This window comes from Corynebacterium sp. LaCa_23 (assembly GCF_058182375.1).
In genome coordinates this window covers 413,842-436,613 of the sequence record NZ_CP190825.1, presented here as the reverse complement: position 1 = coordinate 436,613, position 22,772 = coordinate 413,842, and the positions used below count along the sequence as shown (strand labels likewise).

Sequence of the window (22,772 nt, the reverse complement as noted above, 5' to 3'; positions counted from 1 at the left end):
GTTAAGAAGTAAAGACAAGGAGTCCCAAAGGAACGGTGGAACACTTTTGACCCCATAACCCTACCAGCCTTATATCTGCGCGCCACATCTAACCCGCATTATGTGACAATGATTGCCTATTCTTTCGCGCTTATTCCGCTGGGGGTTTACCATGTTAATTATTGCCCTGCGCAATTTTTTACCCGTAGTTTTCCGGCCTGGCGGTCCCTAAACGCCAAGGTCGTTATTGGTGTGAACCCAACGTTGCGAAAGAAGTCTGAATGAGCAAAAAATTCACGCCGATGACCGTTGCTGAGATCATCGACGTCTTTATCCCTAGTCCCAACCCCTTCCGCTGGGAGGCCTTTGATGGCTCTGCCACCGGCCCTGCCGATGCTGATTACAAGGTCACCATCAATAGCCTCGGCGGACTTGCTTATATCGCCACCCACCCAGGCGATGTCGGATTCGCCCGCGCCTACGTCACCGACGGCATCTCTGTAGAAGGCGAGCACCCCGCCCACCCGTACGGCATCTTCAATGCCCTGCATGCCATGTATGACAAGTTCGAAAAGCCCGGCGCTAAAGACTTGGCCCGCGTGATTCGTTCGCTGGCTTCCATGGGCGCCTTCCACATCCAGCCGGTGCCTGAGGTAGAACGTGCCTCCTGGCTGCGCCGCAAGCTGCACGATGGCCTGTCCAAGCACTCCAAGGAGCGCGATGCCGACGTCATTTCTGATCACTATGACGTGGGCAATGACTTCTACGAGCTCTTCTTGGGCGATTCCATGACCTATACCTGCGCCTACTTCCCCACCCCGGATGCCACCTTGGAGGAAGCGCAGGAAAACAAGTACCGCCTCATCTTTGACAAGCTGCGCCTGAAAGAAGGCGACACCCACCTGGATGTAGGCTGTGGCTGGGGAGGCATGGTGCGCTACGCCGCCCGCCGCGGCGTGAAGTCCATCGGCGTGACCTTGTCGCAGGAGCAAGCCGAGTGGGGCCAAAAGAAGATCGAGGAAGAAGGCCTACAGGATCTGGCTGAGGTCCGCTTCATGGACTACCGCGATGTCACCGAAGAAGGCTTTGATGCGATCTCCGCCATCGGCATCATCGAGCACATCGGCGTGCAGAACTACGATGACTTCTTCAAGTTCATGTACAGCAAGCTCAAGGTCGGCGGGCTGATGTTGAACCACAACATCACCTACCCGGATAACCACAAGACGCCCAAGGGCGGGTTCATCGACCGCTATATCTTCCCCGATGGCGAGCTCACCGGTTCCGGCAACGTCACCAAGGCCATGCAGGACAATGGCTTCGAGGTCTTCCACACCGAATCCCTGCGCTTTGATTACATGCGCACCCTGCACGAGTGGTGTGAGAACTTGAAGGAGAACTGGGAAGAGGCCTGCGATTTGGTCGGCCTGCCCACCGCGCGCCTCTACGGCATCTACATGGCTGGCTCGGAGTGGGGCTTCGAGCGCAATATCATTAACCTCTACCACTTCTTGGGCATCAAGCTCGGCGAGGCTGGCTCCCGCGCCGGCGTGCCTGAGCGCCGTTGGTGGGAAGACAGCCGCTTTTAAAAGGAGCCCATATGACCCTTTTGGATCACTTACGCGAGCGCGTTTCTGCCCTGCAGCCGCGCCCGGTCGATGCCGTGCGCATCGAGCCCGTGGGCTGGCAGGCCCACCGCGCCGGCGTCGATACCTTGCTGCGCAGCTTCCGCGAGGTCCCCGCCGGCAAGCGCGTGCGCCTGGCCAAAAAGACCTCTAACCTCTTCCGCGGCCGCAGCGAGAATCAGATAGGCCTTGATGTCTCCGGCCTGGGCGGGGTCATCGAGGTCGATCCCCTCGCCCGCACCGCCGATGTGCAGGGCATGTGCACCTACGAGGACTTGGTTGATGCCACCCTGCCGCACGGCCTCATGCCGTTCGTCGTTCCGCAGCTAAAAACCATCACCCTGGGCGGCGCGGTCACCGGCATGGGCGTGGAATCCACGAGCTTTCGCAACGGCCTGCCGCACGAGTCCGTCATCGAGATGGATATCCTCACCGGCACCGGCGAGATCCTTACCTGCTCGCGCGAGCAGAACGTCGATCTCTTCCGCCTCTTCCCCAATTCCTACGGTTCTCTGGGCTACGCGGTACGCCTCAAGATTGAGCTCGAGCCCGTGCCGCCCTACGTGGAGCTGCGCGAGCAGCGTTTCCACACGGTGGAGGAGGCAAGCCGCGTGCTTGCCGATGTCTCCGTCGTCCACACCCACGAGGGTCAGACCGTCGATGGGCTAGACGGCGTGGTCTTTTCCGAGGACGAGGCTTACCTCGTCTTCGCGCGCTTTACCGATGAGGAGGGCCCTACCTCCGATTACACGCGGGATAAGATCTACTACCGCAGCCTGCAGCACGCCCAGGGCATGCGGCGCGACCGCCTTACCATCCGCGACTATATCTGGCGCTGGGATACTGACTGGTTCTGGTGCTCGCGTGCCTTTGGCGCCCAGAACCCCAAGGTGCGCAAGGTCTGGCCGCGCGAGCTGCGCCGCAGCTCCTTCTATTGGAAGCTGGTGCGCCTGGACCGCAAGTACGAGTTGGAGTACAACTTCATCAAAAAGCCGCACGGCAAGCCGCGCGCCGAGCGCGTGGTCCAGGATATTGAGGTCACCCCGGAAAACCTCCCAGAGTTCCTCCACTGGTTCTTCCAGGCCTCCGATATCCAGCCCGTGTGGCTGTGCCCCATCCGCCTGCGCAATGGCGTGGGCGAACTCGTGGGCACCGGCGATATTGCCGCCGAGTCCCAGGACCCCTGGCCGCTCTACCCACTGCGCCCCGGAAAGACGTGGGTCAACGTCGGCTTCTGGTCCGGTGTGGACGGCGATCACGTCGATCCCAGCGCTCCTGGCAATGGGGCCTTCAACCGCGTCATTGAAGAAAAGGTCAATGACTTGGGCGGCCACAAGTCGCTGTACTCCGAGGCCTTCTACTCCCGCGAGCGGTTCGAGGAACTCTATGGCGGGAAGCTTCCCGATGCCATCAAGGCCGTAACGGACCCCGATGACCGCTTCCCCGGCCTTTTTGAAAAGACCGTGGACGAGGCATAGGACGGCTCCCAAAACCACATAAGGGTGGAACGCTCGTGAAAGCGTTCCACCCTTTTTGTAGCTACGGGCCCAATCCCCGACAGGGCCGGAGGCTTAAATCAGCGCGATTACTGCTCCTGGGCCACCTGCGCGGTCTCAGCGTTATCCGGCTGGGACAGCTGCGGGTTGGCGTCAACGGGGCCGGTGGAGCCGGCGAGCGCCAGCACGGCGGAGATGACAGCGGCAAGGAATGAAGAAATGGACGACATAGCAAACTCCTAGCTAGTAGGGATGAGTGTTTACGGTGATAACACTACCACTGCCATGCATACGTCCGCATAGATCGACTACACCCCCTCGCCCCGCACACAAGGTGCGAGGAAAGGGGGTGTAGTTAGTCTCTAGTCCAGATTACTTGGTGTTGGCGGAACCGCCAGCAGCCTCAATCTTTTCTACAGCGGACTTGGAGAACTTGTCTGCGGTGACGTTCAACTTAACGTTGATGTCGCCGCTGCCCAGGACCTTGACCGGCTGGTTAGCGCGGACGAGGCCAGCAGCTGCGATGTCAGCGACGGTGATGTCGCCGCCATCGGCAAACTTCTCGGCCAAGTCAGCCACGTTAACAACCTGGTACTCAACGTGGTTCGGGTTCTTGAATCCCTTGAGCTTAGGCAGACGCATGTGGATGGGCATCTGTCCACCCTCGAAAGCAGCGGGAACCTGCTTACGAGCGCCGGTACCCTTGGTACCGCGACCAGCGGTCTTACCCTTGGATGCCTCACCGCGGCCAACGCGGGTCTTGGGCTTGTTTGCTCCTGCGGTTGGGCGCAGGTCGTGCAGCTTGATGATATCAGCCATGGTTTACTCCCCTGCCACTTCTTCGACGGTGACCAGGTGGCGAACCTTGTGAACCATGCCGCGGATGATCGGGGTGTCCTGCTTAACAACGGACTGACCGATGCGCTTGAGGCCCAGAGCCTCAATGTTCTTGCGGTGGTTCGGCTTGGTGCCCACCAGGCCCTTTACCTGTGTAATCTTCAGAGCCATTGTTTATGCCTCCTGACCTGCGCGCTTGCGCAGCATACGGGCCGGGGTGACCTCTTCGATGGACTTGCCGCGGCGTGCGGCAACCTCTTCGGGGCGGACCAGCTGCTTGAGGCCGTCCACGGTAGCGCGGACGACGTTGAGTGCATTGTCGGAGCCCAGGGACTTCGACAGAATGTCCTGCACGCCAGCGCATTCGAGCACCGGACGAGCAGCACCGCCGGCGATGACACCAGTACCAGGAGCGGCAGGCTTCATCATGACGATGCCCGCTGCGTCGCGACCCTCTACCGGGTGGGTGATGGTGCCGGCAACCATAGGTACGCGGAAGAAGTTCTTGCGAGCCTCTTCTGCACCCTTCTGGATTGCAGCCGGAACTTCCTTAGCCTTGCCGTAGCCAACGCCTACCTGGCCCTGGCCGTCACCAACGACGACGAGAGCGGTGAAGGACATGTTGCGGCCACCCTTAACGGTCTTGGAGACGCGGTTGATGGTCACAACGCGCTCGATGTACTTATCGCGCTCGTTGTCCTGCTGGTTACGACGATCGTTGCGACGGCCGTTGCCGCCGCGGTTGTTCTTGTTGTTCTCGGCGGAGCGTCCGCCGTCACGCTGTTCACGGTCCGACATTACGCGATCCTTCCGTTGATGTTTCCGTTGACGATGATCATTAGAACTTCAGACCACCTTCACGTGCGGCGTCTGCCAGCGCAGCGACGCGGCCGTGGTACTTGTAGCCTGCGCGGTCAAAGACGACCTGCTCAATGCCAGCGGCCTTGGCGCGCTCAGCAATCAGTTCGCCCACCTTGGCAGCCTTTGCCTTCTTATCGCCCTCGAGTGCACGGATGTCCGCTTCCATGGAGGATGCGGAGGCCAGGGTGTGGCCTGCCAGGTCATCGATGACCTGGACGTGCATGTGGCGCGAAGAGCGGTGCAGGACCAAGCGCGGGGACTCAGGGGTGCCACGCAGGGTCTTACGGATACGGAAGTGGCGGCGTGCGCGTGCTTCGCGACGACGAGAAGAAATGTCCTTGCCGACTGGAGTGCGCTTCGTGTTTTCAGTGTTTGCCATTGCTTACTTACCCGTCTTTCCGACCTTGCGACGGATCTGCTCGCCTTCGTAGCGAATACCCTTGCCCTTATAAGGATCGTCCTTACGCAGGCGACGGATATTAGCGGCGATCTGTCCGACTAGTTGCTTGTCAATACCGGTAATGGACAGCTTGGTGTTGCCGTCCACTGCGAAGGTGATTCCCTCCGGAGCCTTGATGAGGATCGGGTGGGAATAGCCCAGGCTGAATTCCAGGTCCTGGCCCTTTTGCTGCACACGGTAGCCGACACCAAAGATTTCCATCTTGATGGTGAAGCCCTCGGTCACGCCGATGACGGCGCTGTTGAGCAGCGAGCGGGACAGGCCGTGCAGAGCACGGTGCTTGCGGTGATCATCAGGGCGGGAAACGGTCAAGATGCCGTCTTCCACGTTAATGGTGATCGGATCCGGAACGTTTACGCTCTGGGTACCCTTAGGGCCCTTGACCTCAACGTCTTGGCCGTTGATGTTGATTTCGACGCCGTTTGGTACGGCGATCGGTGCTAGACCGACTCGAGACATGTGTCAAACCTCCCTTTACCAGACGTAGGCGAGAACTTCTCCGCCTACGCCCTTCTCCTCAGCCTGACGGTCAGTCAGCACACCGTGGGACGTGGAAATGATAGCCACGCCCAGGCCGCCCAAGACCTGTGGCAGTTCGGTGGACTTTGCATACACACGCAGACCCGGCTTAGACACGCGACGCAGACCAGACAGGGAACGCTCGCGGTTGTTGTACTTCAGCTCGAGGGACAGGGTGTGACCCTCGACGGTGTAGTCAGCGATGTAGCCTTCCTGCTTCAAGATGTCAGCAATGTTTGCCTTCAACTTGGAGGTAGGCATCGACACGACGTCGTGGTGTGCGTTACTTGCGTTACGCACGCGCGACAGCATGTCGGCGATAGGATCAGTCATAGTCATATGAGTGACCGTGTACCTTTCTCGTTGCGGTTCCCGTGCTCACCAAAGCGTTTTCCGTGTGATTTCGGGCTACTCACGCTCCTCACGGTCAATACCGCAAGGCGCTCGCCACCCTTTGATTCAGACAACGGTCCGCTATAAACGGCGAGGGGCCTACAACAAAGTTGATGTTCAATTCTTTTTCGGCTCTGCGTTTTGCCAGTTCAACACGCCAAACCCGCAAGGCTTTGCGCGTGCACCGGCTGCAGCGCAGGCACGCCGGAACACTTTACGCCATATCCTGCGGTTTTCCAAATAAATCCCCTGCATTCATTACAGTCGGATACAGCGCCACATGAATGAGGAGTAGTTGAGATGAGTACCGAGAACGAAGATCCGATCCGCACCGCCCACCAATGGCTCGAAGAAGCCGCGCGGCTATTAAACCTCGAGCCCCATGAGGCCACGGCGCTAACCCGGGAACTGCTGGATTTAACCAAGGACGTGGCCCATACCCAATCGCGGCCGGCAGCACCGTTGACGGCGTTCGTGGTGGGATTGGCATCGGCAAGCACGGCAGAAGCCAAGGTAAATATAGAAACCCTCAAGGAGGCGCTGAAGTAATGGCCGGACGCAAGAATGCCACGTTTGCCGTCACGAAGGTCCGCCTGGGCGAGCACGCGCAGGTAGATACCCGCGCCGATACCGTCGCCGGTGAGGAGCCGCTTGAGATTCGCGTGGGTGGGCAGACCATCACCACCACCATGCGCACCCCGGGCCATGATATTGAGCTGGCGCACGGTTTCCTCCACTCCGAGGGGCATATTGCCGCGCTTTCCGATGTCACCACCGCCCGCTACTGCGCCGGTTCCACCGTCGAGGGCATGAATACCTATAACCTGCTGGACATAGACCTGGTGAAGAATACGCCGTTGGACTTGAGCGATCTCCGCCTGACCACGACGACGTCCGCCTGCGGCGTGTGCGGTACCTCGTCTATCGAGGCGCTGGCGAAGAAGTCTCGCTATTCCATCCCCCAGATCCCCGTGGACCCACAGCTGGTGGTCCAGCTGCCGGAAAAGCTGCGCGCCGCCCAAAAGGAATTCCGCAAGACCGGCGGAATCCACGCCGCCGGCGCGTTTACCCTCGAGGGCGAGCCGGTGGTCATCCGGGAGGACATCGGCAGGCACAACGCCGCCGATAAGGTCATTGGCCACCTGCTCATGGAAGAGCGCCTGCCCGCCAATGACCTCATTTTGGTCATGAGCTCCCGCGCCAGTTTCGAGCTGGTGCAAAAGGCCACCATGGCCGGTTTTGGCATGCTGGTTGCCGTCAGCGCCGCCTCTTCCCTTGCCGTAGAGACCGCCCGCGAGACCGGCATGGCGCTGGTGGGCTTTGCCCGCGCCGATCGCTTTAACCTTTATTCGGGCACGCTGGCCTAGTCGCGGTAATCCTCCGGCCCATTATTGAGCCAGGCGTACACGCCACCGATAAGCAAGCCGCCGCCGATGAAGTTACCAATCCACACCAGCGTCCAGTTGAGGGCAACGTTGCCAACGGTCAGCGCTGCCGGCAGTGGATCGCTGCCGAAGAAGGTGAGCGCAAAGAGGCAGAAATTGGCAATTACGTGTTCGAGTCCCAAGCCCACGAAGATGCCGATGATCGGGACGATGACGATGAACTTCGACACGATTTCCTTGGCGAAGACCGCACCAACGATGCCCATATTGACCACGAAGTTCGCGGCCATGCCCTCTACGAGCATTCCCTGCGGGGATTTGGTCAGCTTGCCTTCAGAGATGGTGACCAACAGGTGCGAGGGATCCATATTCGCGAGCTTGGCGGACATGCCCATGACGGCGGCAAAGATGATGGCGCCGACAAGGTTAAAGATCGTGGTAATAAGCAGTACGTAGAAGGCCTTGCCCCAGGACAAGTGCTTCTGCATCGCTCCGTAGACCATGTACATCATATTGCCCGTGGCCAGCTCCGCACCGAGGATAACGATGGCGAAGAGGCCTAGGCCGAAGAACAGGGCAAAGGTCACGGACCCCAGGCCCGGGGCAAGCCCTTCCACCGCTTGGCCAACGACGCCGGCAAATACGGTGCCGATGCACAGATACACACCGGCGAGGATTGCGCGGACAGAAAATCGTGAAAATGATTGATCGAGTAGGGCGGCCTTTTTCAGGGATCCGGCCTTGGCAGCTTCGTTGAGAGACACCGTTTTTTATTTTCCTTATTTAGCTGTACTTATACGGACAAGAGAATCACGGATTATCGTAGCGCGTTATGCATTCACCGCGTCAATAAAACTAAACAGAAATTATTACTATAAACTTGGTTCACACCCACCCCTATCGTCCCTAATGTCCCTATTTTTCCTCGAAGGTCGCATGGACCACCAAGACCGGCCACGGAGGGAGAGGCCCCAACGTTCTGCGGCGCGATCGCGCCACTCGGCGGCATCAGAAAGCAACACTGCCGCTACGTCTTATTCCCGCAGGACCCGCAGCACGCGCCCCCGGCCATCGAGCAGCGACGCCATAGGAGCCCAGCCTAGACGCTCCGGCAGGCACCGTTCCGACGATCGCGATTGGCGCAAGGCCGAAAACCACGCGCGACGCATTCAGCGCCGCTACCCCAACCGCCGCCTCAAGGAGACCTCCCTGCCCAGGCACCGGAAGAAGCCTTCCGGATGGGATCGCGTCAAAGATGCGTGGAAGTCGTCCTGGGTCCTGCGCATCGCCGCCGGCATCGTGGTCACGCTGCTAGTCATCAGCTCCATCAATCGCAGCATCAGCCCGCCGGAAGGCCTGGAGACCAACGAGGTCACTGCGGAACAAGCCCCCGTCATCGAGCCATCCGCCGCGGTAGAGATGTTCATTCCCGCCATCGATGTCCATGCGAAGTTCGACGATGACAATTGCCGCGTGCTCGATGGCGCCATCAACCCTGACACCATGGATAAGGCCTGCACCTATACCGCCGATGATCGCCCGTATTCCCTGCCGGGAACCAATGCCGAGGATATCGTCGTCATCGCCGGCCACACCGGCGCGGGTGTGCCTGCCGTATTCAATAAGCTTTACGATGGCGCCGCCAACGAGCACAAGGTCAGCATCGGCGATAAGCTCTACGTCCGCACCAAGAATTCCGACCAGAACTGGCTCATCTACACCGCAACCGATCTCCACGACCCCGATAAACAGGGCCTGGCCGGTGACTCCAGCGTATGGGGCGAGGACGCGATGCCAGGCAGGCTGCTGACGATTAGTTGCATCCAGCCCGCCAACCCCCTCGAGGCCGCCGTGCGCAATGCCGTTGTGGGATGGCAATACGAGGGCACCACCCACACCGCGAAGGACAAGAAGGCTTAATCGCCGGCCACCCCTCCGCCGCCTACTCCCCGCAGTCCCTACTTCCACCGCCGGAAGTAGGGACTTTTCATATCCTCCCTTTTCCCAGCGCACAGGTATATTTTCCCTCACCTCACTATATGTACCGATAACGGTTTGCAATAGTGTAATATTCGTTTGAATCTACATAAAAGTTCACTGCCTTTAACCTTGGGAGAACCTTATGCCTTTGCGCACCTCATTTGCGCGCTTTGCCACCATAGTGGTGGCCTTGGCGCTCGCGTTATTCCACGCTCCCCTCGCCCTCGCTGGCGATGCCCCGATTGTCCGCACCCAAACACACGTGGATTCCCCGCACGCGGTGTGGCAGGACGGGAACTTCAAGCTCATGTCCAATAGTGCGGGCCTAGTCCCCATCGAGGACACGATCAACTGGGTGAGCCACGGCCGCGTCGACGGCGGCCTAGGAGCCTATGCCTGGCGCGTGCCCGATGACCCACGCTTTGAATTTCTTAAGGCCAAGACAAACCAGCTCATGTACTACGGCGGCCCCGCGGTCGGCTTCCCGAAAAACACCATGCCCATCTGGGCTGGGTTCGGCGCCGCTGCAGATCTACCTACCGATCAATTCCGCGATAAGTCCTTCAACATGGAGATCGTGGACTTTAAGGGCCCCGGCCGCATGGAGCTATTTAGGTACAACGGAGAGGACTACCCCCTCAACCGACTCTGGTCCTCCCACGATCCGGGATTCCGTACCACATGGGTTAACGCGGGAACGCATACGCATAACGCTACGACGTTTACCCGTCCCGGCCACTACGAGGTCACCTACCGCGCTTCTGCGCGAAAGAAGGATGGCACCTTCATCCACTCCGAGCCACAAACCTTAGTCTGGCAGGTAGGCGGGACCAACCCCGCCGAGCGCACGATTACCGATCTTGATGCTGCCTTTAACGACGCCAAGTCTGAAGGCTCCGCAGCCGAAGATTCCGAGTCCGATGCCCCTATGTTCAAGATGGCTCCCTCCACAGCCGATACCAAGGGCGCGAAGGAAGGCATCCTCACCACGCTGTCACTCGATACGGGAAATGCCAAAGACACCGGCCGCGCCGTCTTCACCATCAATGGCCACTACCTTGCCGAGCGCAAGGTAGAAGGCGGTAAGGCATCGTGGGATGAAATGATCGGTGAAGAAAAATCCGACTTCCAAGCCATCTTTATCCCAGACGATGACGCCCCAAGCCCACGCTGGGTATCCGAACCCGTGGAGTTCTGGACCAGCGCCGTCACCGTCAAGGAAAGGGCCGCTAAAGATGACGAAGCTTTTACAACGAAAAGCGGCGAGCTTCCTACTCCCGAAATGGAAGAGATAGAGCCGTTTGAGACAGAGCCCCTTAAGATCGAGAGCCCAGATATCACCGTGTCCACCAGCGAGGTATACGGCGATGGTGACCGCAATATCGACATCACCGTAGAGCCCGAAGATGACCGCACCACGGTGCGCGTTACCGGCGGCTTCTACAAGGTAAATGGCGAACCGATGACCAACCTACCGGAAAAGCATATTGCAGATTGCGAAATCGGCTTTACTTCCGGGCCAGGACAAAGGACGAGCAGGCAACTCATCGATAGCTGTAAGCAGCCCGGCTACCAGCTCATGCTACGCATCGTTCCTGATTCGCGTTCCGATGCCGGCGGCGCCACGCTATTTAGCCATACTCACAAAGAGGCTTATAAGCCGATAGCTGAGACCACCGTCTCGTTCGCAGATGCTCCCGATTCCGCGGACACGCAGGAACCAGAAGGCTCGGAGAATCCAGAAGACTCCAACACACCAAAGAAGCCGCAAGGTTCGGAAGAAGCAGAAGAGTCAGAGGGTTCCACCCCAACCGAAGAGTCTTCCCCTGAAGCACCTTCCACGACCCCGAAGCCTTCTGTCCCCAATGTCCCCAAACCCAAACCGCAGGGCCCGAAGGATAAGGACACCCCCAACAAGGAGCTCAATCTGCACCGAGGCCACGTCGATATCGCCCCAATCCACGAGGACGGTGAGCTGCACCTAGGCATCAAGGACGAGACGAATCTGTACCATATTGGTGCAATCTGGCGTAAGCCTTCCGATGTCTTTTTCACCGTTCCCAAGCAGGTCAAGACCACCTTGAACAAGGACATCCCGCACTTTGGAAAGAAAGGCAGCGCAGCCTACGTCCTGCCAGAGACACAGCGCACCGGCGTGGTGTGGCCTGGGATAAGCACCGAAGATGCGTACCAGGACACCAAGAAGGACTACACCTTTACTTTCACCCCCGTCAAAGCCCCGAAGGACGGCGAATGGTTGGCATATCTGGCTGATCAAACCGGCCTAGACCAGCGCCTTGCCGGCAGCGATGGTACGCATTCCTATACCACCGAAGGCCCTGACCACATGCACCTCAACTGGGCATTCAACAAGCCCGGTACGTATGAAGTCGGTGTCACGGTCGCCGAAAAAGACGGCAAAACCGCGAAGAAGGCCGTTCTGCGCTTCAAGGTAGCTACCGAGGATTCATCATCTGCTACCCCACCAACCAAGGGCAATGACAATGCGACCGAAGGCGGCTCCAATGGCAGCACCGACGGCACAACCGACAACAACGCCCCATCGAAGGAACCAACCCCAGAGTCAACGGACCCCGCTCCCAGCGAAGAGCCTTCCAAAAAGCGCGAGATCACCAAGGGCCACATCGACTTCGGGCCAAAGGTTGTGGACAATAAACTTGGCTTCTATGTCAACGAAGACAACCGCCACAACGTGCCTGAAGACGTAGCGTTGCGCATTCACGATGCGCAACGCGTGCCGGTCGCTGACTCTCTGGCTAAGACGCTGTCCTTTACCGGAATGGTAAAGACTGGCTCAACGATTTACCACCTGCCATTACAACAGGATCACAATGCTGTGTGGCCGGGATGGGACACGATCAAGGTCGGGCAAGACTACCGTGACGCTGCTATCGAGGTTCGTCCTAAGTCAGCGCCTACGGATGGACAATGGTGGGCCGGCCACACTGCCTCCCTGAATACACCGGAACGGACCTTAGCCGATAGCAAAGGTACCCATACGATTAAGGGCGTTGAGGATGGTCCTTTCCATGTCCACGCGCACTGGATCTTTACCGAACCAGGCCGCTATGAGATGGACATGCGCACCGTCAACAACAACGGCGACAAACTCACCGACTGGCACACCGTGACCTTCCTCGTGGGCGATTCAACCACCCAGCCCGGCGGAAAAGGCGCTGACAAAGAAAGCGATAAGGAAAAGGGCAAGCCCGCAGACTCCTCGAAGGATAAGCAGCCAGCCGCTACCAAGCCAGATAACGGCACGAATAGCACCGGCACTAACAAGCCGGGCTCCGAAAAGTCCAAGGCTTCTACCTCGTCCGGATCGAATGCAGGTGCCAAGGGAAATAGCACTGGGAAGTCGGAGGGCTCCAGCAAGTCCACAACCGCTAAGGGTGCAGCAGGCGGCGGCTCTGGTCCGGGCTCCGGATCCGGCGGAGGCTCCTCCAGCTCCCACAACGGTGCACTAGCCTCCACGGGTGCCAATATCGGTTGGGTACTCGTGCTCGCCGCACTCTTTATTGTCGGCGGCATAGTGTTGGTAAAAAAGCGCTCTAAGGACAGTCAGTAGCCCTTAAGTTCCGAGGTTCGGTGCACCACCTCACTGCAACGAAATCTCATCGGGGAACTGCTCCACGACCTTAGATCCCAAGAAGCATCTACTTCTGACGCAGAGCTCGTCCCCGAGCATGGTCGCTTACCAGTTCGGGCCGGGCTCATTTTGCGTTTTGACGTGGTTATTTACGCACCAAGCCTTTAACCTCTGCCCGAATGGGGTGGAAACTAAACTGAACGGTTATATTCAGCATGTTAAAAACAGTTCAATGGAATATGCTGGGTGCCTACCTACCTTTCTGGCTCATTCCCTATTATCGAAGATAACACTATGCAAATTAAATTTATCTAACTGTTTACGGGTTCTTGGGAAAGTCAGTAGAAATTGAGCCTGTATGCAGTGATAGCCCGACTACATAATGGAATAAATTGACCGCTAAGAGAAATTGGGTCCACGTGAATCAACATGGTACCCTGAGCAATTTATGACCAATGGACGGGCGAAGGTTCCCCGTAAGAAATGTGATTAGCTTTGTTTAGCCGTATATCGAAATCTGCTTTAACTCCTTTCATCATTCTTGTATCCACTTCTCTAGCAGGCTTTTTCTGGGGAGAATTAAGAGTTTTCCCTCTTGCTGTGGCGGTAATATTCTTGGCCCTGTACAACGCCTCTATACGTAGAGATTTTTACCCAAGATCGGAATCTGGGGTATTTTTCGTCGGTTTTGTATTATCTATTTTTGGTGGATTATTGAATGATTCAAATTACACATTCTCCCTTGGGCTAATGATAGCTTCGACGTTCCTTTTGTTTTTAAATCTTAATAAGGAGGGCCCAACCCGCCCAAGGAAATGAAATGGCTGACCATAAAGCCTCTACCATGGCCACTGATATTCCCATCTATTTTTTCCATCCAGGATTGCCGTGGGAACGAGGCAGCAACGAAACACCAACGGCAGGCTCAGGAGAAACCTTCCCAAAACAGTGACCTGTCCATCTACAGCGCCGGGGACCTGGAGATGATCGCCAACATTCACAACCCCAAACCACGCAAAGCACTCAACTGGCGCACCCCAGCCGAAGTCATGACCAACGCCCTGATGTCGATTTGGGGTAGTTGGTACCGTGAGTCCGCGTAGTTGGCACCAGGGTTACGCGTACCTGGTACTGCAAGGGTTTTCTTTCATAGTTGATGCGACACCACGATTCGTTGGTGTCGCATCAACTTCTACTTGGAAAGAAGCTCATTGTTGTGGCTAACTTCAAACAGATCCTTGCGATGTGCCTTGACGGTGCTAGCTATACGCAGATCGCACATACATTGGGGTGGGGCCTAACCCCCGACGTGTCCATTTTCCGGGGTCAGGCCTTCACTCGTGAGCCGTCTCAACAACGGCTACCGAATCCGCATAGGAGACTTTGACATGTGCAAAGCCACCTCTCCAATAGGGCCAAATAGTGCAAAAGCCGGGCCGACTCAGTCGGGCCGCCCCGGTACCAACTACCCAGAACACGGCAGTACCGAGTCCCCAGAACACCGGTACCAAAAACTCGCATCTGACACCTGACACAAACCGGTAGTATCACACCAAAGTAACCGTCATCGTTGCAACGACCCCTAGAATCCAAGCGCTGGCATTAAAACTAGAAAATCCCAACTCCTTGTAGGGAGTTGGGATTTTTAGCGCTCTATTTACTTGAACGGGAAGCCGAGCTCGCGCAGGAGCTTACGGCCTTCTTCGTCGTTAGTAGCGGTGGTAACGACGGTGATGTCCATACCACGGGGACGATCGATCTTGTCGATGTCGATTTCGTAGAACATGGACTGCTCGGACAGACCGAAGGTGTAGTTACCGTGGCCGTCGAACTGCTGGTCAGACAGACCGCGGAAGTCACGAATACGTGGCAGCGCGATGGTCAGCAGACGGTCCAGGAATTCCCACATGCGGTCGCCGCGCAGGGTAACGCGTGCGCCGATCGGCATGCCTTCACGCAGCTTGAAATTCGCGATGGACTTCTTTGCGCGACGCAGCTGTGGCTTCTGACCGGTGATAGCGGTCAGGTCCTCGAGAGCGCCATTGATGACCTTGGAGTCACGAGCAGCTTCGCCAACACCCATGTTGACGACGACCTTGGTGACGCCAGGGATCTGCATGACGTTGTCGTAGTTGAACTCTTCGTTCAGGTTCTTGCGGATTTCCTCGCGGTAGCGAGTCTTCAGACGCGGGGTGTAGTTCTCGCTCATTTTTAGATGTCCTTCCCGTTGCTACGCGCGATACGGACCTTTTTGCCGTTCTCGTCGAAACGGTAGCCCACGCGGGTCGGGTTGCCCTCGGAGTCAACGATCGCAACGTTGGACACGTGGATCGGAGCTTCTTGGGTAACGATTCCGCCGGACTCGGCGCCACGCTCGGTAGCGGAGTTTGCGACGTGCTTCTTGATGCGGTTAACGCCCTCAACGAGGACCTTTTCGCGCTTCGGGTATGCCTCGATGACCTTGCCCTTCGCGCCCTTATCTGGGCCCGAAATGACAATCACCATATCTCCCTTATGGATCTTCATAAGATTAGATCACCTCCGGTGCTAGAGAAACGATCTTCATGAAACGCTTGTCACGAAGTTCACGAGCAACCGGGCCGAAGATACGGGTACCGCGAGGTTCGCTATCGCCCTTCAGAATAACTGCAGCATTCTCATCAAAGCGGATGTAGGAACCGTCCGGACGACGGGTTTCCTTCTTCGCGCGGACGATAACTGCCTTAACTACATCGCCTTCTTTAACGCTGCCGCCTGGAACAGCGTCCTTGACGGTTGCGACGATAATGTCGCCGATGCCAGCGAAGCGTCGGACGGAGCCACCGAGAACGCGGATGCACAAAAGCTCACGTGCACCAGAGTTGTCGGCGACGCGCAGACGCGATTCTTGCTGAATCACTATGGGTCTCCTGACCTGGATTGATGTGCGACAAGATTTCCGTCCTTGCCACACGCGGTCTACAAACTTGCTGTGCTCGAGCCTTTACAACGAACACGTAAAAGCGTCGATGGGTCTCGGACCGGCGATTCGGAAACGCACCGCTACGGACCGACCAGCTCTCGCAACCTATACATTGAACCACATGGCTTAGCTACTTCCAAAACAGTGCAAACGCAGCGCTTTGACTCCGCCAATCACCCCATAGAGGTGTAGCACTTTAAGAAACACCCCTACACGGTAAAACCGTAAAAAGGACTGGCTGTGCCGGTCGGGAACAATTCCCGGCCGGCACAGCCTTTTTCTATGCGCGTTAAAAATTCCAAGGGGAAGGCAAATGAGGGATTCACGGCTGCCGGGCTCAATGCCCTAGAACCCGATAGCCCTTCCCTACCCTCATTAGCCCCTCCCCACGCCCTCTCCGCTCCTAAAAGGAGCATCGCAAAGCTTTTGCGCCCTGACACACAACTAGACCCCGCCTGTACAATTTTGCATAGTAAATCCTATTAAATTCCCCCGATTATTTATGCACGGTCTATATTTTTCCCGGGCCACCTGCGGAAATGCCAACCCCCAGCGGCCAGACCAACCCTCGAAACACAGAGATTTCACTCCGTACAACTTGGTCTATATAGTTGAACCGGGTAGTCTATTAGGCGTCCACTTTTACGTCTACTATTTAAAGGTTCCTCATGTCACGCTCTCTATTTACAAAAATTGGCGCATCGGTAACCGCTGCCGCAACCGCACTCACCCTGGGCGCTTGCGCTAGCGATAATGAAGACGACGGCGATACGGATACGATTCAGGTCGGTACTTCCCCAGGGCCATATTCCGAGCTTTTCAAGGACGGAATTGAGCCAATCCTTGAAGATGAAGGCTTTAAGGTCGATTACACGGACTTCTCCGAGCTGCGACAGGCAGATGTCGCTCTATCCGAGGGGCAGATTGATCTCAACGTAGACCAGCACACGGCGTACATGAACGTCTACAACCAAGAGACTGGGTCCGAGCTGACCAACCTCACCGATATCCCCACCGTTAAGACCAAGATTTACTCCAAGTCCCATAAGTCCATTGATGATGTGGATAAGGGACACACCGTTGCCATCCCGCAGGACGGTTCGAACCAGACTCGAGCATTCCGCCTTTTGGTCAAGCTTGGCTGGCTCACCATGAAGGACGATGCTGACCAGAACCTCTTGACGGTCAATGACATTGAGGACAATCCGCACGACCTCAAGATTCAGCCGATGGACTCTGCTACCATTCCGCGCTCCATGGACGATGTTGACTGGGGTATTATCCCAGGCTCCATCGCTTATTCCTCCAAGGTCGATCCTTCCCTGGCCCTTGGGGAAGAAGACCTCAGCGATGACCTCATCCTCCAGGCCGTCACCACGGAAGACAAGAAGGACGCCGACTGGGCTAAGGCAGTTATTGAGGCCTATAAGTCCCAGGAGTTCCTCGACCACGTCGATAGCGTGAACGAGGAAAACTACTGGTTCGTCCCAGACTCGCTCAAGAAGTAATACGGAACTTTCTCCATGCTTGATGTTGAATTTCGCGACTTAGGCAAGACCTTTCGCACCAAGTCGGCCTCGGTGACGGCCCTGGAAGGTGTCAACTTGGACATCGAAAAGGGATCCATCTTCGGGGTCGTCGGCACGAGCGGTGCCGGCAAGTCCACCTTGCTGCGCACCATTAACGGACTGGAAAAGCCCACCGCTGGAACGGTCAATGTTCTAGGCCGTGACCTTAATGCGCTGTCCAAGAAACAACTGCGCGAGCTGCGCGGAGAAGTGTCCATGGTATTCCAGCACTTCAACCTGCTCGATACGCAGACGGTGGCCCAGAACGTGGCAATGCCGCTCATCCTGGCCAAGACCCCGAGGAAGGAAATCCAGCAGCGCGTCACTGAGGTACTAGAGATGGTGGGGCTTGAAGGGCGCGCTCAATCGCTGCCTAAGCAGCTTTCTGGTGGTCAGCGACAACGCGTCGGGATCGCCCGCGCCTTAATCACCAACCCAAAGATTCTGCTGTGCGATGAACCGACATCAGCCCTCGACCCGCTAACGACTGACCAGATTCTGGATCTCATCGTCCGCGTGAACCAGGAACTGAATATCACCGTCGTCATCATCACGCATGAGATGGGTATCATCTCCCGCATCGCGGACACCGTTGTGGTCATGGAGGACGGCCATGTCATCGAAAATGGTGCCGTAAGCGGCGTCTTTTCTGCCCCGCAGCAACCCCTGACGCAGCGGCTCGTGGAGACCGTACTCCCGCAGCACCTTCCAGCGTCGGTGCAAGACACGGTCAATGCCTCCCACTATGACCGCGTCCTGCGCGTCACCCACCACAGCGGCGCGGCAAAAGGCCTTGTCAACGGCTTGGTGCAACGGGGCATCGACACGGATCTTATCCACGCCTCCGACGTGGCCCTGCGCGATGGCACGGTTGGCACGCTGGTGCTCGGGCTCGTCAATAAGGATGAAGCTGCGCTTAACGATGCCGTGCAGTGGATACAGCAGCAGGGCCAACTCAACGCAGAGGTAGTGAACTAATGGATTTAACTGAGATCTTCGATACCAAGGTTTCTATCGATCAATACCTAGAGGCCGGCTGGCAAACCCTTTATATGGTGGGCATTTCCCTCTTTTTAGGAACGATCGGCGGAGTTGCCCTGGGAATCATCCTGGTACTTGCTAATCCACAGGGCATGTACCCCAACCGCGTGCTGTTTAGGATCACTGACTTCCTCGTCAATACGGTGCGCTCCTTGCCGTTTATCATCTTGATGGTGGCGATCGTCCCGTTCACGCGCCTTATCGTCGGCACTTCCATTGGCATGACCGCGGCGCTGGTGCCGCTAACCATCTTCATCGCGCCGTTTATGGCCCGCCTCATCGAGCAATCGGTGTTGGAAGTTGGCGATGGCATCCTCGAAGCTGCGGAATCCATGGGCGCTTCCCTGTGGCAAACCATCCGTTATTTCTTGCTGCCAGAGGCTAAGGCCTCGATCATCTTGGCGCTGACCACCTCCACCATCACGTTGATTTCTGCCACTGCGATGGCCGGAACCATCGGTGGCGGCGGCGTCGGTGACTTGGCGGTCTCGTATGGTTATCAGCAATTCGATACCGTAGCCATTATCCTCACCGTGATCATCCTCATCGTGGTGGTACAAGCAATCCAGGGCTTGGGCAATGCGCTCGCCCGCCGGGCTCGCAACGGGGCCTAAGACACACAAACAAGTAAAAAGGCTGGGGTTTATCCCCAGCCTTTGTCTTGTCCGTCCCTTAAGACGTAGCTTCCTTTGTAGAAGGTTTCGATGTCCCCTGCTGAGCCTTCGGGTCAACGGTAAATAGGTCCGTCCCAGAGCCAATGAGTTCACCCTCGCGGAAGGCCGCGGTGGGAATAACGGGACCGGTCTTCTTGGCATTGGACACAACGATCGGCGTCGTTACCGGCAGGCCTGCTTCCTTGATGGCCTCGATATCGAATTCAGCCAGAACCTCGCCTTGCTTGACGGTATCGCCCTTATTGACATGCGAGGTGAAGTGTTCGCCCTTGAGGTTTACTGTATCGAAGCCAATGTGCATAAGGATGTCAATCGGCCCCACCGCTGGGTCGTCCACGCGCAGGGCGTAGGCGTGGTGGGAAGGAAAGGTCACGGTGATGGTGCCATCTGCAGGCGCGACGAGCTTGCCCACCGTCGGTTCGATGGCAACACCTTTACCCAGCTTGCCCCCGGCGAACATGGGGTCCTTAACTTTGGATAGGGGCAGGGCATTTCCCTCTAGCGGAGAAAATATTGTCGCGGCATCTGCGGCGGCGGAGCCAGCGGCAGCAGACTCCTCAGCAGCCTCGGCGGCCAAAGCCTGCGCAGCGGGAGGGTTGACCTCATCAGGATCAATGGTGCCGTTGCGGTGGATGAGCACCTGCCCGTACAGGTAGGCCCCGATGAAGGCTACGGCGAAGGAGATGACACCACACAGCAAGAAGGTTGGGACAAAGCGGGGAACGGAGACGAAACCGATGAAGCCGGCGGCGCCGAGGGCATCCGCAAGCACGCCAAAAATGGCGATGAACGTAGAGGCGATGGCTGATGCCGCCATACCGATATAAAACGGCCACCGCAGCCGCAGGTTAACGCCGAAGATCGCGGGCTCAGTAATACCAAACAGCGCCGAGATACCGGAGGCACCGGCCAAGCCCTTGAGCTTTTCGGAGCGCGCCAAGAAGTACACGGCCAAGGCCACACCACCCTGGGCAATATTGGCCATCGAGGCAATGGGGAAGATGAAGGAACCGCCCTCATTCCACAGCATCGTCTCAATGGGCGGGAAGGATTGGTGTAGGCCGGTAATGACGATCGGCGAATAAACCAGACCGAAAAGGAAGCCCGCCACGGGACCGGCAAAGTCATACAAGTTGGCCAGCCCCATACCCAACCACTCACCGGCGGTGCGCAAGATTGGGCCCAGCCCCATAAAGGTAATAAAGCCCGTCACCAGCAGGGTAAGCAGGGGTGTGAGCATGAAGTCCACGGTGCCCTTGAGGTGCTTGTGCAGGAACTTTTCAATCGTCGCCAGGATCCAGGCGATGACCAGAATGGGCAAGATCGAGCCCTGGTAGCCAGCTTGGGCAACGTCGATGCCAAAGATATCCCAGTAGGGCATCTCGCCATTTTCAATAGCCTCGGCAACGTTATAGCCGCTAACCAAATCCGGCATGACCATCGCCATGGCCATACCCGCGCCGAGGAATTCATTGCCGCCAAAGCGCTTAGTAGCAGTAAAGCCCACGAGGATGGGCAAGAAGGCAAAGGGAGCGGATGCCAAGAGGTTGACCAGTCCGGCAAACCCTTCCCACGAAGGATACATTTCGATGACGGATTGATCCCCAAATAGTCCCGGCGCGGTCAGCACATTATTTAATGCCATCAACAAACCGCCGCCGAGCAGGATAGGGATTAGCGGAACAAAGATATCGGCCAAGACCTTGACCGCGCGGGAAAACCAGTTGCCGGATTCCGCGGCAATATCCTTCAAGCGATCGGTGGACACGGCGACGTCCTTGGAAATGGATTTGGTCATTTCCTGAAAGACGATATTGACATCGCCCGGGCCCACGATGACCTGGAACATGCCACCGGCTTCGAAGGTGCCCTTCAGATCCGGATCGTTGTCTAGCGCTGCGGTATCAACCTTGTCCGAATCATCCAACACCATGCGCAAGCGCGTGGCGCAGTGGGCAAGGGCAATAATATTTTCTTCGCCGCCTAATGCCTTGAGAGTGCGGGCGGCGACCTCTTGATGCTCCATGGACCAACCTTTGTTATTTAGGTCACATTAAATGACCGAATGTGATTGACTACTTCCCATTTAAGTCTGTTTGGGCCGAAATGTCCACAAAGCAAAAAATTGTCGATCTTAGTTCCGCAGGGTCTTAGTCCAGCGGCTCCCATGCCTGCCAGGGAGCATCCCCAAAAACGGCGAATGCCGCGGCGATGCGACCGCCGCCGGCAAAGACTTCTACGGCGCAGCCATCGGCGATGAGCCGCATTTCTCCATCGGGGCATGTGATCGGCTCACCGCCGTTGAAAGAGATGGTGCCACCGCCTTGCACCACGCGGAATGCTTCCTTCCCGGTGGCATCGACAAGCGCATAAGCTCCCTCCCCCGTTATATCGATGGTCGAGCCAAAGCCGTCCCTGCCGCGGGTTTCCGGCAGCGCAGACCACAGCGGTTCTTGGCACAGATAGTTATCCTCCAGCCACAGCCGCCGCGGAATAGTCAAGGTATGCACCCACCCCTGCGTTGGAGTCTCATCATGAGCGGGCATGCCCATCCAGCCCAACAGGATATTTTCCTCGGTTGCCTGCGGCGCATAAAACTGCGTGCCGTAATCCAGCAGGGTAAAGCCGCGCTCAACGTGGAAATTAAGCCCGTCCAAGGTGCCGACGACGTAGCCGCACCGGTCGGTTTCCTCCTGCGGACAGAAGATCAACACGTGTTTATCCCCAAAGGTCAGCAAGTTGGGACACTCCCACATATAGCCACCCGGAAGCTGCGCGGGATCATCAAAAACAAGCTCACCCTGGAACTCCCACTGCCTTAAATCCTGCGAATAATACAGCACGATGATTCCGCGTTCGTCTTCCGTTTGCGCACCAATGACCATGCGCCATCCCTTCCCGGCGCGGGAAATATGGGGATCGCGGAAGTGGCCGGTATACCCCTCCGGAGAATCAGCGATGAGCGGGTTGGCGGTATCGCGGACATAAATCCCGCCTTCCGGCCCAGAGGGGTCCATGACCCGCACGCGGTTCTGTGATGGGATGCGGCGCCCGTCTTCTTTCAGGTTCCCGGTATAAAAAAGCCACACGTCCGTGCCGTCAACAACGGCCCCACCGGAGTAGCACCCATCCTTGTCATAGGGCAGGTCAGGATAAAGAGCATCGGGATAATGCCGCCACGGTGTGGGCGCGGATACCGTGGTGGTGGCGTGACCCCAGCCGGTCCGGCTGGGCTTGTGCGGAAAGGCAGGGTCATGCTGGTAATACGCGTGCAGAATATCGCCATCCACAAAAAGGCCATTGGGGTCGTTGAGGCGGCCCAGTGGTGGCGCAAGGTGAAAGTTCGGTCGGTGGTTCATGTCCCCGATACTATGGAACT

At 57.3% G+C, this 22,772-nt stretch carries 23 protein-coding genes; 10 read left to right on the top strand and 13 right to left on the bottom strand.

Features of this window, described 5'->3' with window-relative positions; translation table 11 throughout:
- Nucleotides 1–260 precede the first annotated feature (260 nt).
- Together ACP8IT_RS02245 and ACP8IT_RS02240 are read left to right on the top strand one after the other, a co-directional pair.
- Nucleotides 261–1,568 carry a class I SAM-dependent methyltransferase gene (locus ACP8IT_RS02245; RefSeq protein WP_005281300.1) on the top strand — a complete coding sequence of 436 codons (1,308 nt, stop codon included), beginning with the start codon at nucleotides 261–263 and terminating at the stop codon, nucleotides 1,566–1,568.
- Between the two features lie 11 nt (nucleotides 1,569–1,579).
- Complete coding sequence (locus ACP8IT_RS02240; protein WP_490290313.1) at nucleotides 1,580–3,082, top strand: FAD-binding oxidoreductase; 1,503 nt, start codon at nucleotides 1,580–1,582, stop codon at nucleotides 3,080–3,082.
- A gap of 107 nt (nucleotides 3,083–3,189) precedes the next feature.
- Here ACP8IT_RS02240 and ACP8IT_RS02235 read toward each other — a convergent pair whose 3' ends face one another.
- From ACP8IT_RS02235 to rpsH, 7 genes are all read right to left on the bottom strand, one after another.
- Nucleotides 3,190–3,330 carry a hypothetical protein gene (locus ACP8IT_RS02235; RefSeq protein ID WP_005277003.1) on the bottom strand — a complete coding sequence of 47 codons (141 nt, stop codon included), beginning with the start codon at nucleotides 3,328–3,330 and terminating at the stop codon, nucleotides 3,190–3,192.
- A gap of 142 nt (nucleotides 3,331–3,472) precedes the next feature.
- A complete protein-coding gene (rplO, locus tag ACP8IT_RS02230) occupies nucleotides 3,473–3,919 on the bottom strand; it encodes a 50S ribosomal protein L15 (protein ID WP_005277000.1) in 447 nt (148 codons plus the stop codon).
- Between the two features lie 3 nt (nucleotides 3,920–3,922).
- Nucleotides 3,923–4,108, bottom strand: a complete 186-nt coding sequence (gene rpmD / locus ACP8IT_RS02225; RefSeq protein ID WP_005276997.1) for a 50S ribosomal protein L30 — start codon at nucleotides 4,106–4,108, stop codon at nucleotides 3,923–3,925.
- Nucleotides 4,109–4,111: 3 nt separating this feature from the next.
- Nucleotides 4,112–4,735 carry a 30S ribosomal protein S5 gene (gene rpsE / locus ACP8IT_RS02220; RefSeq protein ID WP_005276995.1) on the bottom strand — a complete coding sequence of 208 codons (624 nt, stop codon included), beginning with the start codon at nucleotides 4,733–4,735 and terminating at the stop codon, nucleotides 4,112–4,114.
- Nucleotides 4,736–4,775: 40 nt separating this feature from the next.
- Nucleotides 4,776–5,177 (bottom strand): 50S ribosomal protein L18, encoded by a 402-nt coding sequence (gene rplR / locus ACP8IT_RS02215; protein ID WP_023016753.1) that lies wholly within the window; start codon nucleotides 5,175–5,177, stop codon nucleotides 4,776–4,778.
- Nucleotides 5,178–5,180: 3 nt separating this feature from the next.
- On the bottom strand, nucleotides 5,181–5,717 hold the full coding sequence (gene rplF, locus ACP8IT_RS02210; RefSeq protein WP_005276991.1) for a 50S ribosomal protein L6: 537 nt from the start codon (nucleotides 5,715–5,717) through the stop codon (nucleotides 5,181–5,183).
- Between the two features lie 15 nt (nucleotides 5,718–5,732).
- Nucleotides 5,733–6,116 carry a 30S ribosomal protein S8 gene (rpsH, locus tag ACP8IT_RS02205; protein ID WP_005276990.1) on the bottom strand — a complete coding sequence of 128 codons (384 nt, stop codon included), beginning with the start codon at nucleotides 6,114–6,116 and terminating at the stop codon, nucleotides 5,733–5,735.
- A gap of 354 nt (nucleotides 6,117–6,470) precedes the next feature.
- On the opposite strand from rpsH, the gene ACP8IT_RS02200 reads away from it, so the two are divergent.
- Nucleotides 6,471–6,719, top strand: coding sequence for a DUF6457 domain-containing protein (locus tag ACP8IT_RS02200; RefSeq protein ID WP_005276987.1), 249 nt, complete (start codon nucleotides 6,471–6,473; stop codon nucleotides 6,717–6,719).
- The gene (gene fdhD, locus ACP8IT_RS02195) at nucleotides 6,719–7,537 is read left to right on the top strand and encodes a formate dehydrogenase accessory sulfurtransferase FdhD (RefSeq protein ID WP_490290312.1); all 819 of its coding nucleotides are present in this window, start codon (nucleotides 6,719–6,721) and stop codon (nucleotides 7,535–7,537) included. The genes ACP8IT_RS02200 and fdhD overlap by 1 nt, the downstream gene beginning before the upstream one ends.
- Here the strand turns inward: fdhD and ACP8IT_RS02190 are convergent.
- A complete protein-coding gene (locus ACP8IT_RS02190; RefSeq protein ID WP_490290311.1) occupies nucleotides 7,534–8,319 on the bottom strand; it encodes a formate/nitrite transporter family protein in 786 nt (261 codons plus the stop codon). The genes fdhD and ACP8IT_RS02190 overlap by 4 nt on opposite strands.
- A gap of 145 nt (nucleotides 8,320–8,464) precedes the next feature.
- Between ACP8IT_RS02190 and ACP8IT_RS02185 the strand changes: the two genes are divergently transcribed.
- From ACP8IT_RS02185 to ACP8IT_RS02175, 3 genes are all read left to right on the top strand, one after another.
- Complete coding sequence (locus ACP8IT_RS02185) at nucleotides 8,465–9,475, top strand: hypothetical protein (RefSeq protein WP_023028294.1); 1,011 nt, start codon at nucleotides 8,465–8,467, stop codon at nucleotides 9,473–9,475.
- Between the two features lie 202 nt (nucleotides 9,476–9,677).
- On the top strand, nucleotides 9,678–13,127 hold the full coding sequence (locus ACP8IT_RS02180) for a choice-of-anchor M domain-containing protein (protein ID WP_490290310.1): 3,450 nt from the start codon (nucleotides 9,678–9,680) through the stop codon (nucleotides 13,125–13,127).
- An 836-nt stretch (nucleotides 13,128–13,963) separates the two neighbouring features.
- On the top strand, nucleotides 13,964–14,251 hold the full coding sequence (locus ACP8IT_RS02175) for a hypothetical protein (protein WP_490290309.1): 288 nt from the start codon (nucleotides 13,964–13,966) through the stop codon (nucleotides 14,249–14,251).
- A gap of 554 nt (nucleotides 14,252–14,805) precedes the next feature.
- On the opposite strand, the gene rplE is transcribed toward ACP8IT_RS02175, so the two are convergent.
- From rplE to rplN, 3 genes are read right to left on the bottom strand one after another with little or no spacing between them, the layout of a single operon-like run.
- A complete protein-coding gene (gene rplE, locus ACP8IT_RS02170; RefSeq protein WP_005281269.1) occupies nucleotides 14,806–15,357 on the bottom strand; it encodes a 50S ribosomal protein L5 in 552 nt (183 codons plus the stop codon).
- 2 nt (nucleotides 15,358–15,359) lie between these two features.
- On the bottom strand, nucleotides 15,360–15,674 hold the full coding sequence (gene rplX / locus ACP8IT_RS02165) for a 50S ribosomal protein L24 (RefSeq protein ID WP_005276967.1): 315 nt from the start codon (nucleotides 15,672–15,674) through the stop codon (nucleotides 15,360–15,362).
- Nucleotides 15,675–15,678: 4 nt separating this feature from the next.
- Nucleotides 15,679–16,047, bottom strand: a complete 369-nt coding sequence (gene rplN / locus ACP8IT_RS02160; RefSeq protein WP_005276965.1) for a 50S ribosomal protein L14 — start codon at nucleotides 16,045–16,047, stop codon at nucleotides 15,679–15,681.
- A 731-nt stretch (nucleotides 16,048–16,778) separates the two neighbouring features.
- Here rplN and ACP8IT_RS02155 point away from each other — a divergent pair.
- The 3 genes from ACP8IT_RS02155 to ACP8IT_RS02145 are packed head-to-tail and all read left to right on the top strand — an operon-like array spanning nucleotide 16,779 to nucleotide 19,333.
- Nucleotides 16,779–17,618 carry a MetQ/NlpA family ABC transporter substrate-binding protein gene (locus tag ACP8IT_RS02155; protein WP_023028291.1) on the top strand — a complete coding sequence of 280 codons (840 nt, stop codon included), beginning with the start codon at nucleotides 16,779–16,781 and terminating at the stop codon, nucleotides 17,616–17,618.
- 15 nt (nucleotides 17,619–17,633) lie between these two features.
- A complete protein-coding gene (locus ACP8IT_RS02150; RefSeq protein ID WP_490290308.1) occupies nucleotides 17,634–18,656 on the top strand; it encodes a methionine ABC transporter ATP-binding protein in 1,023 nt (340 codons plus the stop codon).
- Complete coding sequence (locus ACP8IT_RS02145) at nucleotides 18,656–19,333, top strand: methionine ABC transporter permease (protein WP_005281257.1); 678 nt, start codon at nucleotides 18,656–18,658, stop codon at nucleotides 19,331–19,333. Before ACP8IT_RS02150 ends, ACP8IT_RS02145 begins: the two co-directional genes overlap by 1 nt.
- 58 nt (nucleotides 19,334–19,391) lie before the next feature.
- Here ACP8IT_RS02145 and ACP8IT_RS02140 read toward each other — a convergent pair whose 3' ends face one another.
- Both ACP8IT_RS02140 and ACP8IT_RS02135 read right to left on the bottom strand, forming a co-directional pair.
- Nucleotides 19,392–21,419: a sucrose-specific PTS transporter subunit IIBC gene (locus ACP8IT_RS02140; RefSeq protein ID WP_023028289.1), complete on the bottom strand. Its 2,028-nt coding sequence runs from the start codon at nucleotides 21,417–21,419 to the stop codon at nucleotides 19,392–19,394.
- 124 nt (nucleotides 21,420–21,543) lie between these two features.
- Nucleotides 21,544–22,752 carry a glycoside hydrolase family 32 protein gene (locus tag ACP8IT_RS02135; RefSeq protein ID WP_023028288.1) on the bottom strand — a complete coding sequence of 403 codons (1,209 nt, stop codon included), beginning with the start codon at nucleotides 22,750–22,752 and terminating at the stop codon, nucleotides 21,544–21,546.
- Nucleotides 22,753–22,772: the final 20 nt, after the last annotated feature.

Coding starts and splice junctions, on each gene's coding strand:
- ACP8IT_RS02240 (WP_490290313.1), top strand. CDS start 1,580: ATGACCCTTTTGGATCACTTACGCGAGCGCGTTTCTGCCCTGCAGCCG.
- ACP8IT_RS02175 (WP_490290309.1), top strand. CDS start 13,964: ATGAAATGGCTGACCATAAAGCCTCTACCATGGCCACTGATATTCCCA.
- ACP8IT_RS02155 (WP_023028291.1), top strand. CDS start 16,779: ATGTCACGCTCTCTATTTACAAAAATTGGCGCATCGGTAACCGCTGCC.
- ACP8IT_RS02185 (WP_023028294.1), top strand. CDS start 8,465: ATGTCCCTATTTTTCCTCGAAGGTCGCATGGACCACCAAGACCGGCCA.
- fdhD (WP_490290312.1), top strand. CDS start 6,719: ATGGCCGGACGCAAGAATGCCACGTTTGCCGTCACGAAGGTCCGCCTG.
- ACP8IT_RS02140 (WP_023028289.1), bottom strand. CDS start 21,419: ATGGAGCATCAAGAGGTCGCCGCCCGCACTCTCAAGGCATTAGGCGGC.
- ACP8IT_RS02145 (WP_005281257.1), top strand. CDS start 18,656: ATGGATTTAACTGAGATCTTCGATACCAAGGTTTCTATCGATCAATAC.
- rplF (WP_005276991.1), bottom strand. CDS start 5,717: ATGTCTCGAGTCGGTCTAGCACCGATCGCCGTACCAAACGGCGTCGAA.
- ACP8IT_RS02235 (WP_005277003.1), bottom strand. CDS start 3,330: ATGTCGTCCATTTCTTCATTCCTTGCCGCTGTCATCTCCGCCGTGCTG.
- rplR (WP_023016753.1), bottom strand. CDS start 5,177: ATGGCAAACACTGAAAACACGAAGCGCACTCCAGTCGGCAAGGACATT.
- ACP8IT_RS02135 (WP_023028288.1), bottom strand. CDS start 22,752: ATGAACCACCGACCGAACTTTCACCTTGCGCCACCACTGGGCCGCCTC.
- rpmD (WP_005276997.1), bottom strand. CDS start 4,108: ATGGCTCTGAAGATTACACAGGTAAAGGGCCTGGTGGGCACCAAGCCG.
- rplE (WP_005281269.1), bottom strand. CDS start 15,357: ATGAGCGAGAACTACACCCCGCGTCTGAAGACTCGCTACCGCGAGGAA.
- rpsE (WP_005276995.1), bottom strand. CDS start 4,735: ATGTCGGACCGTGAACAGCGTGACGGCGGACGCTCCGCCGAGAACAAC.
- ACP8IT_RS02180 (WP_490290310.1), top strand. CDS start 9,678: ATGCCTTTGCGCACCTCATTTGCGCGCTTTGCCACCATAGTGGTGGCC.
- rplO (WP_005277000.1), bottom strand. CDS start 3,919: ATGGCTGATATCATCAAGCTGCACGACCTGCGCCCAACCGCAGGAGCA.
- rplX (WP_005276967.1), bottom strand. CDS start 15,674: ATGAAGATCCATAAGGGAGATATGGTGATTGTCATTTCGGGCCCAGAT.
- ACP8IT_RS02150 (WP_490290308.1), top strand. CDS start 17,634: ATGCTTGATGTTGAATTTCGCGACTTAGGCAAGACCTTTCGCACCAAG.
- ACP8IT_RS02200 (WP_005276987.1), top strand. CDS start 6,471: ATGAGTACCGAGAACGAAGATCCGATCCGCACCGCCCACCAATGGCTC.
- rpsH (WP_005276990.1), bottom strand. CDS start 6,116: ATGACTATGACTGATCCTATCGCCGACATGCTGTCGCGCGTGCGTAAC.
- ACP8IT_RS02245 (WP_005281300.1), top strand. CDS start 261: ATGAGCAAAAAATTCACGCCGATGACCGTTGCTGAGATCATCGACGTC.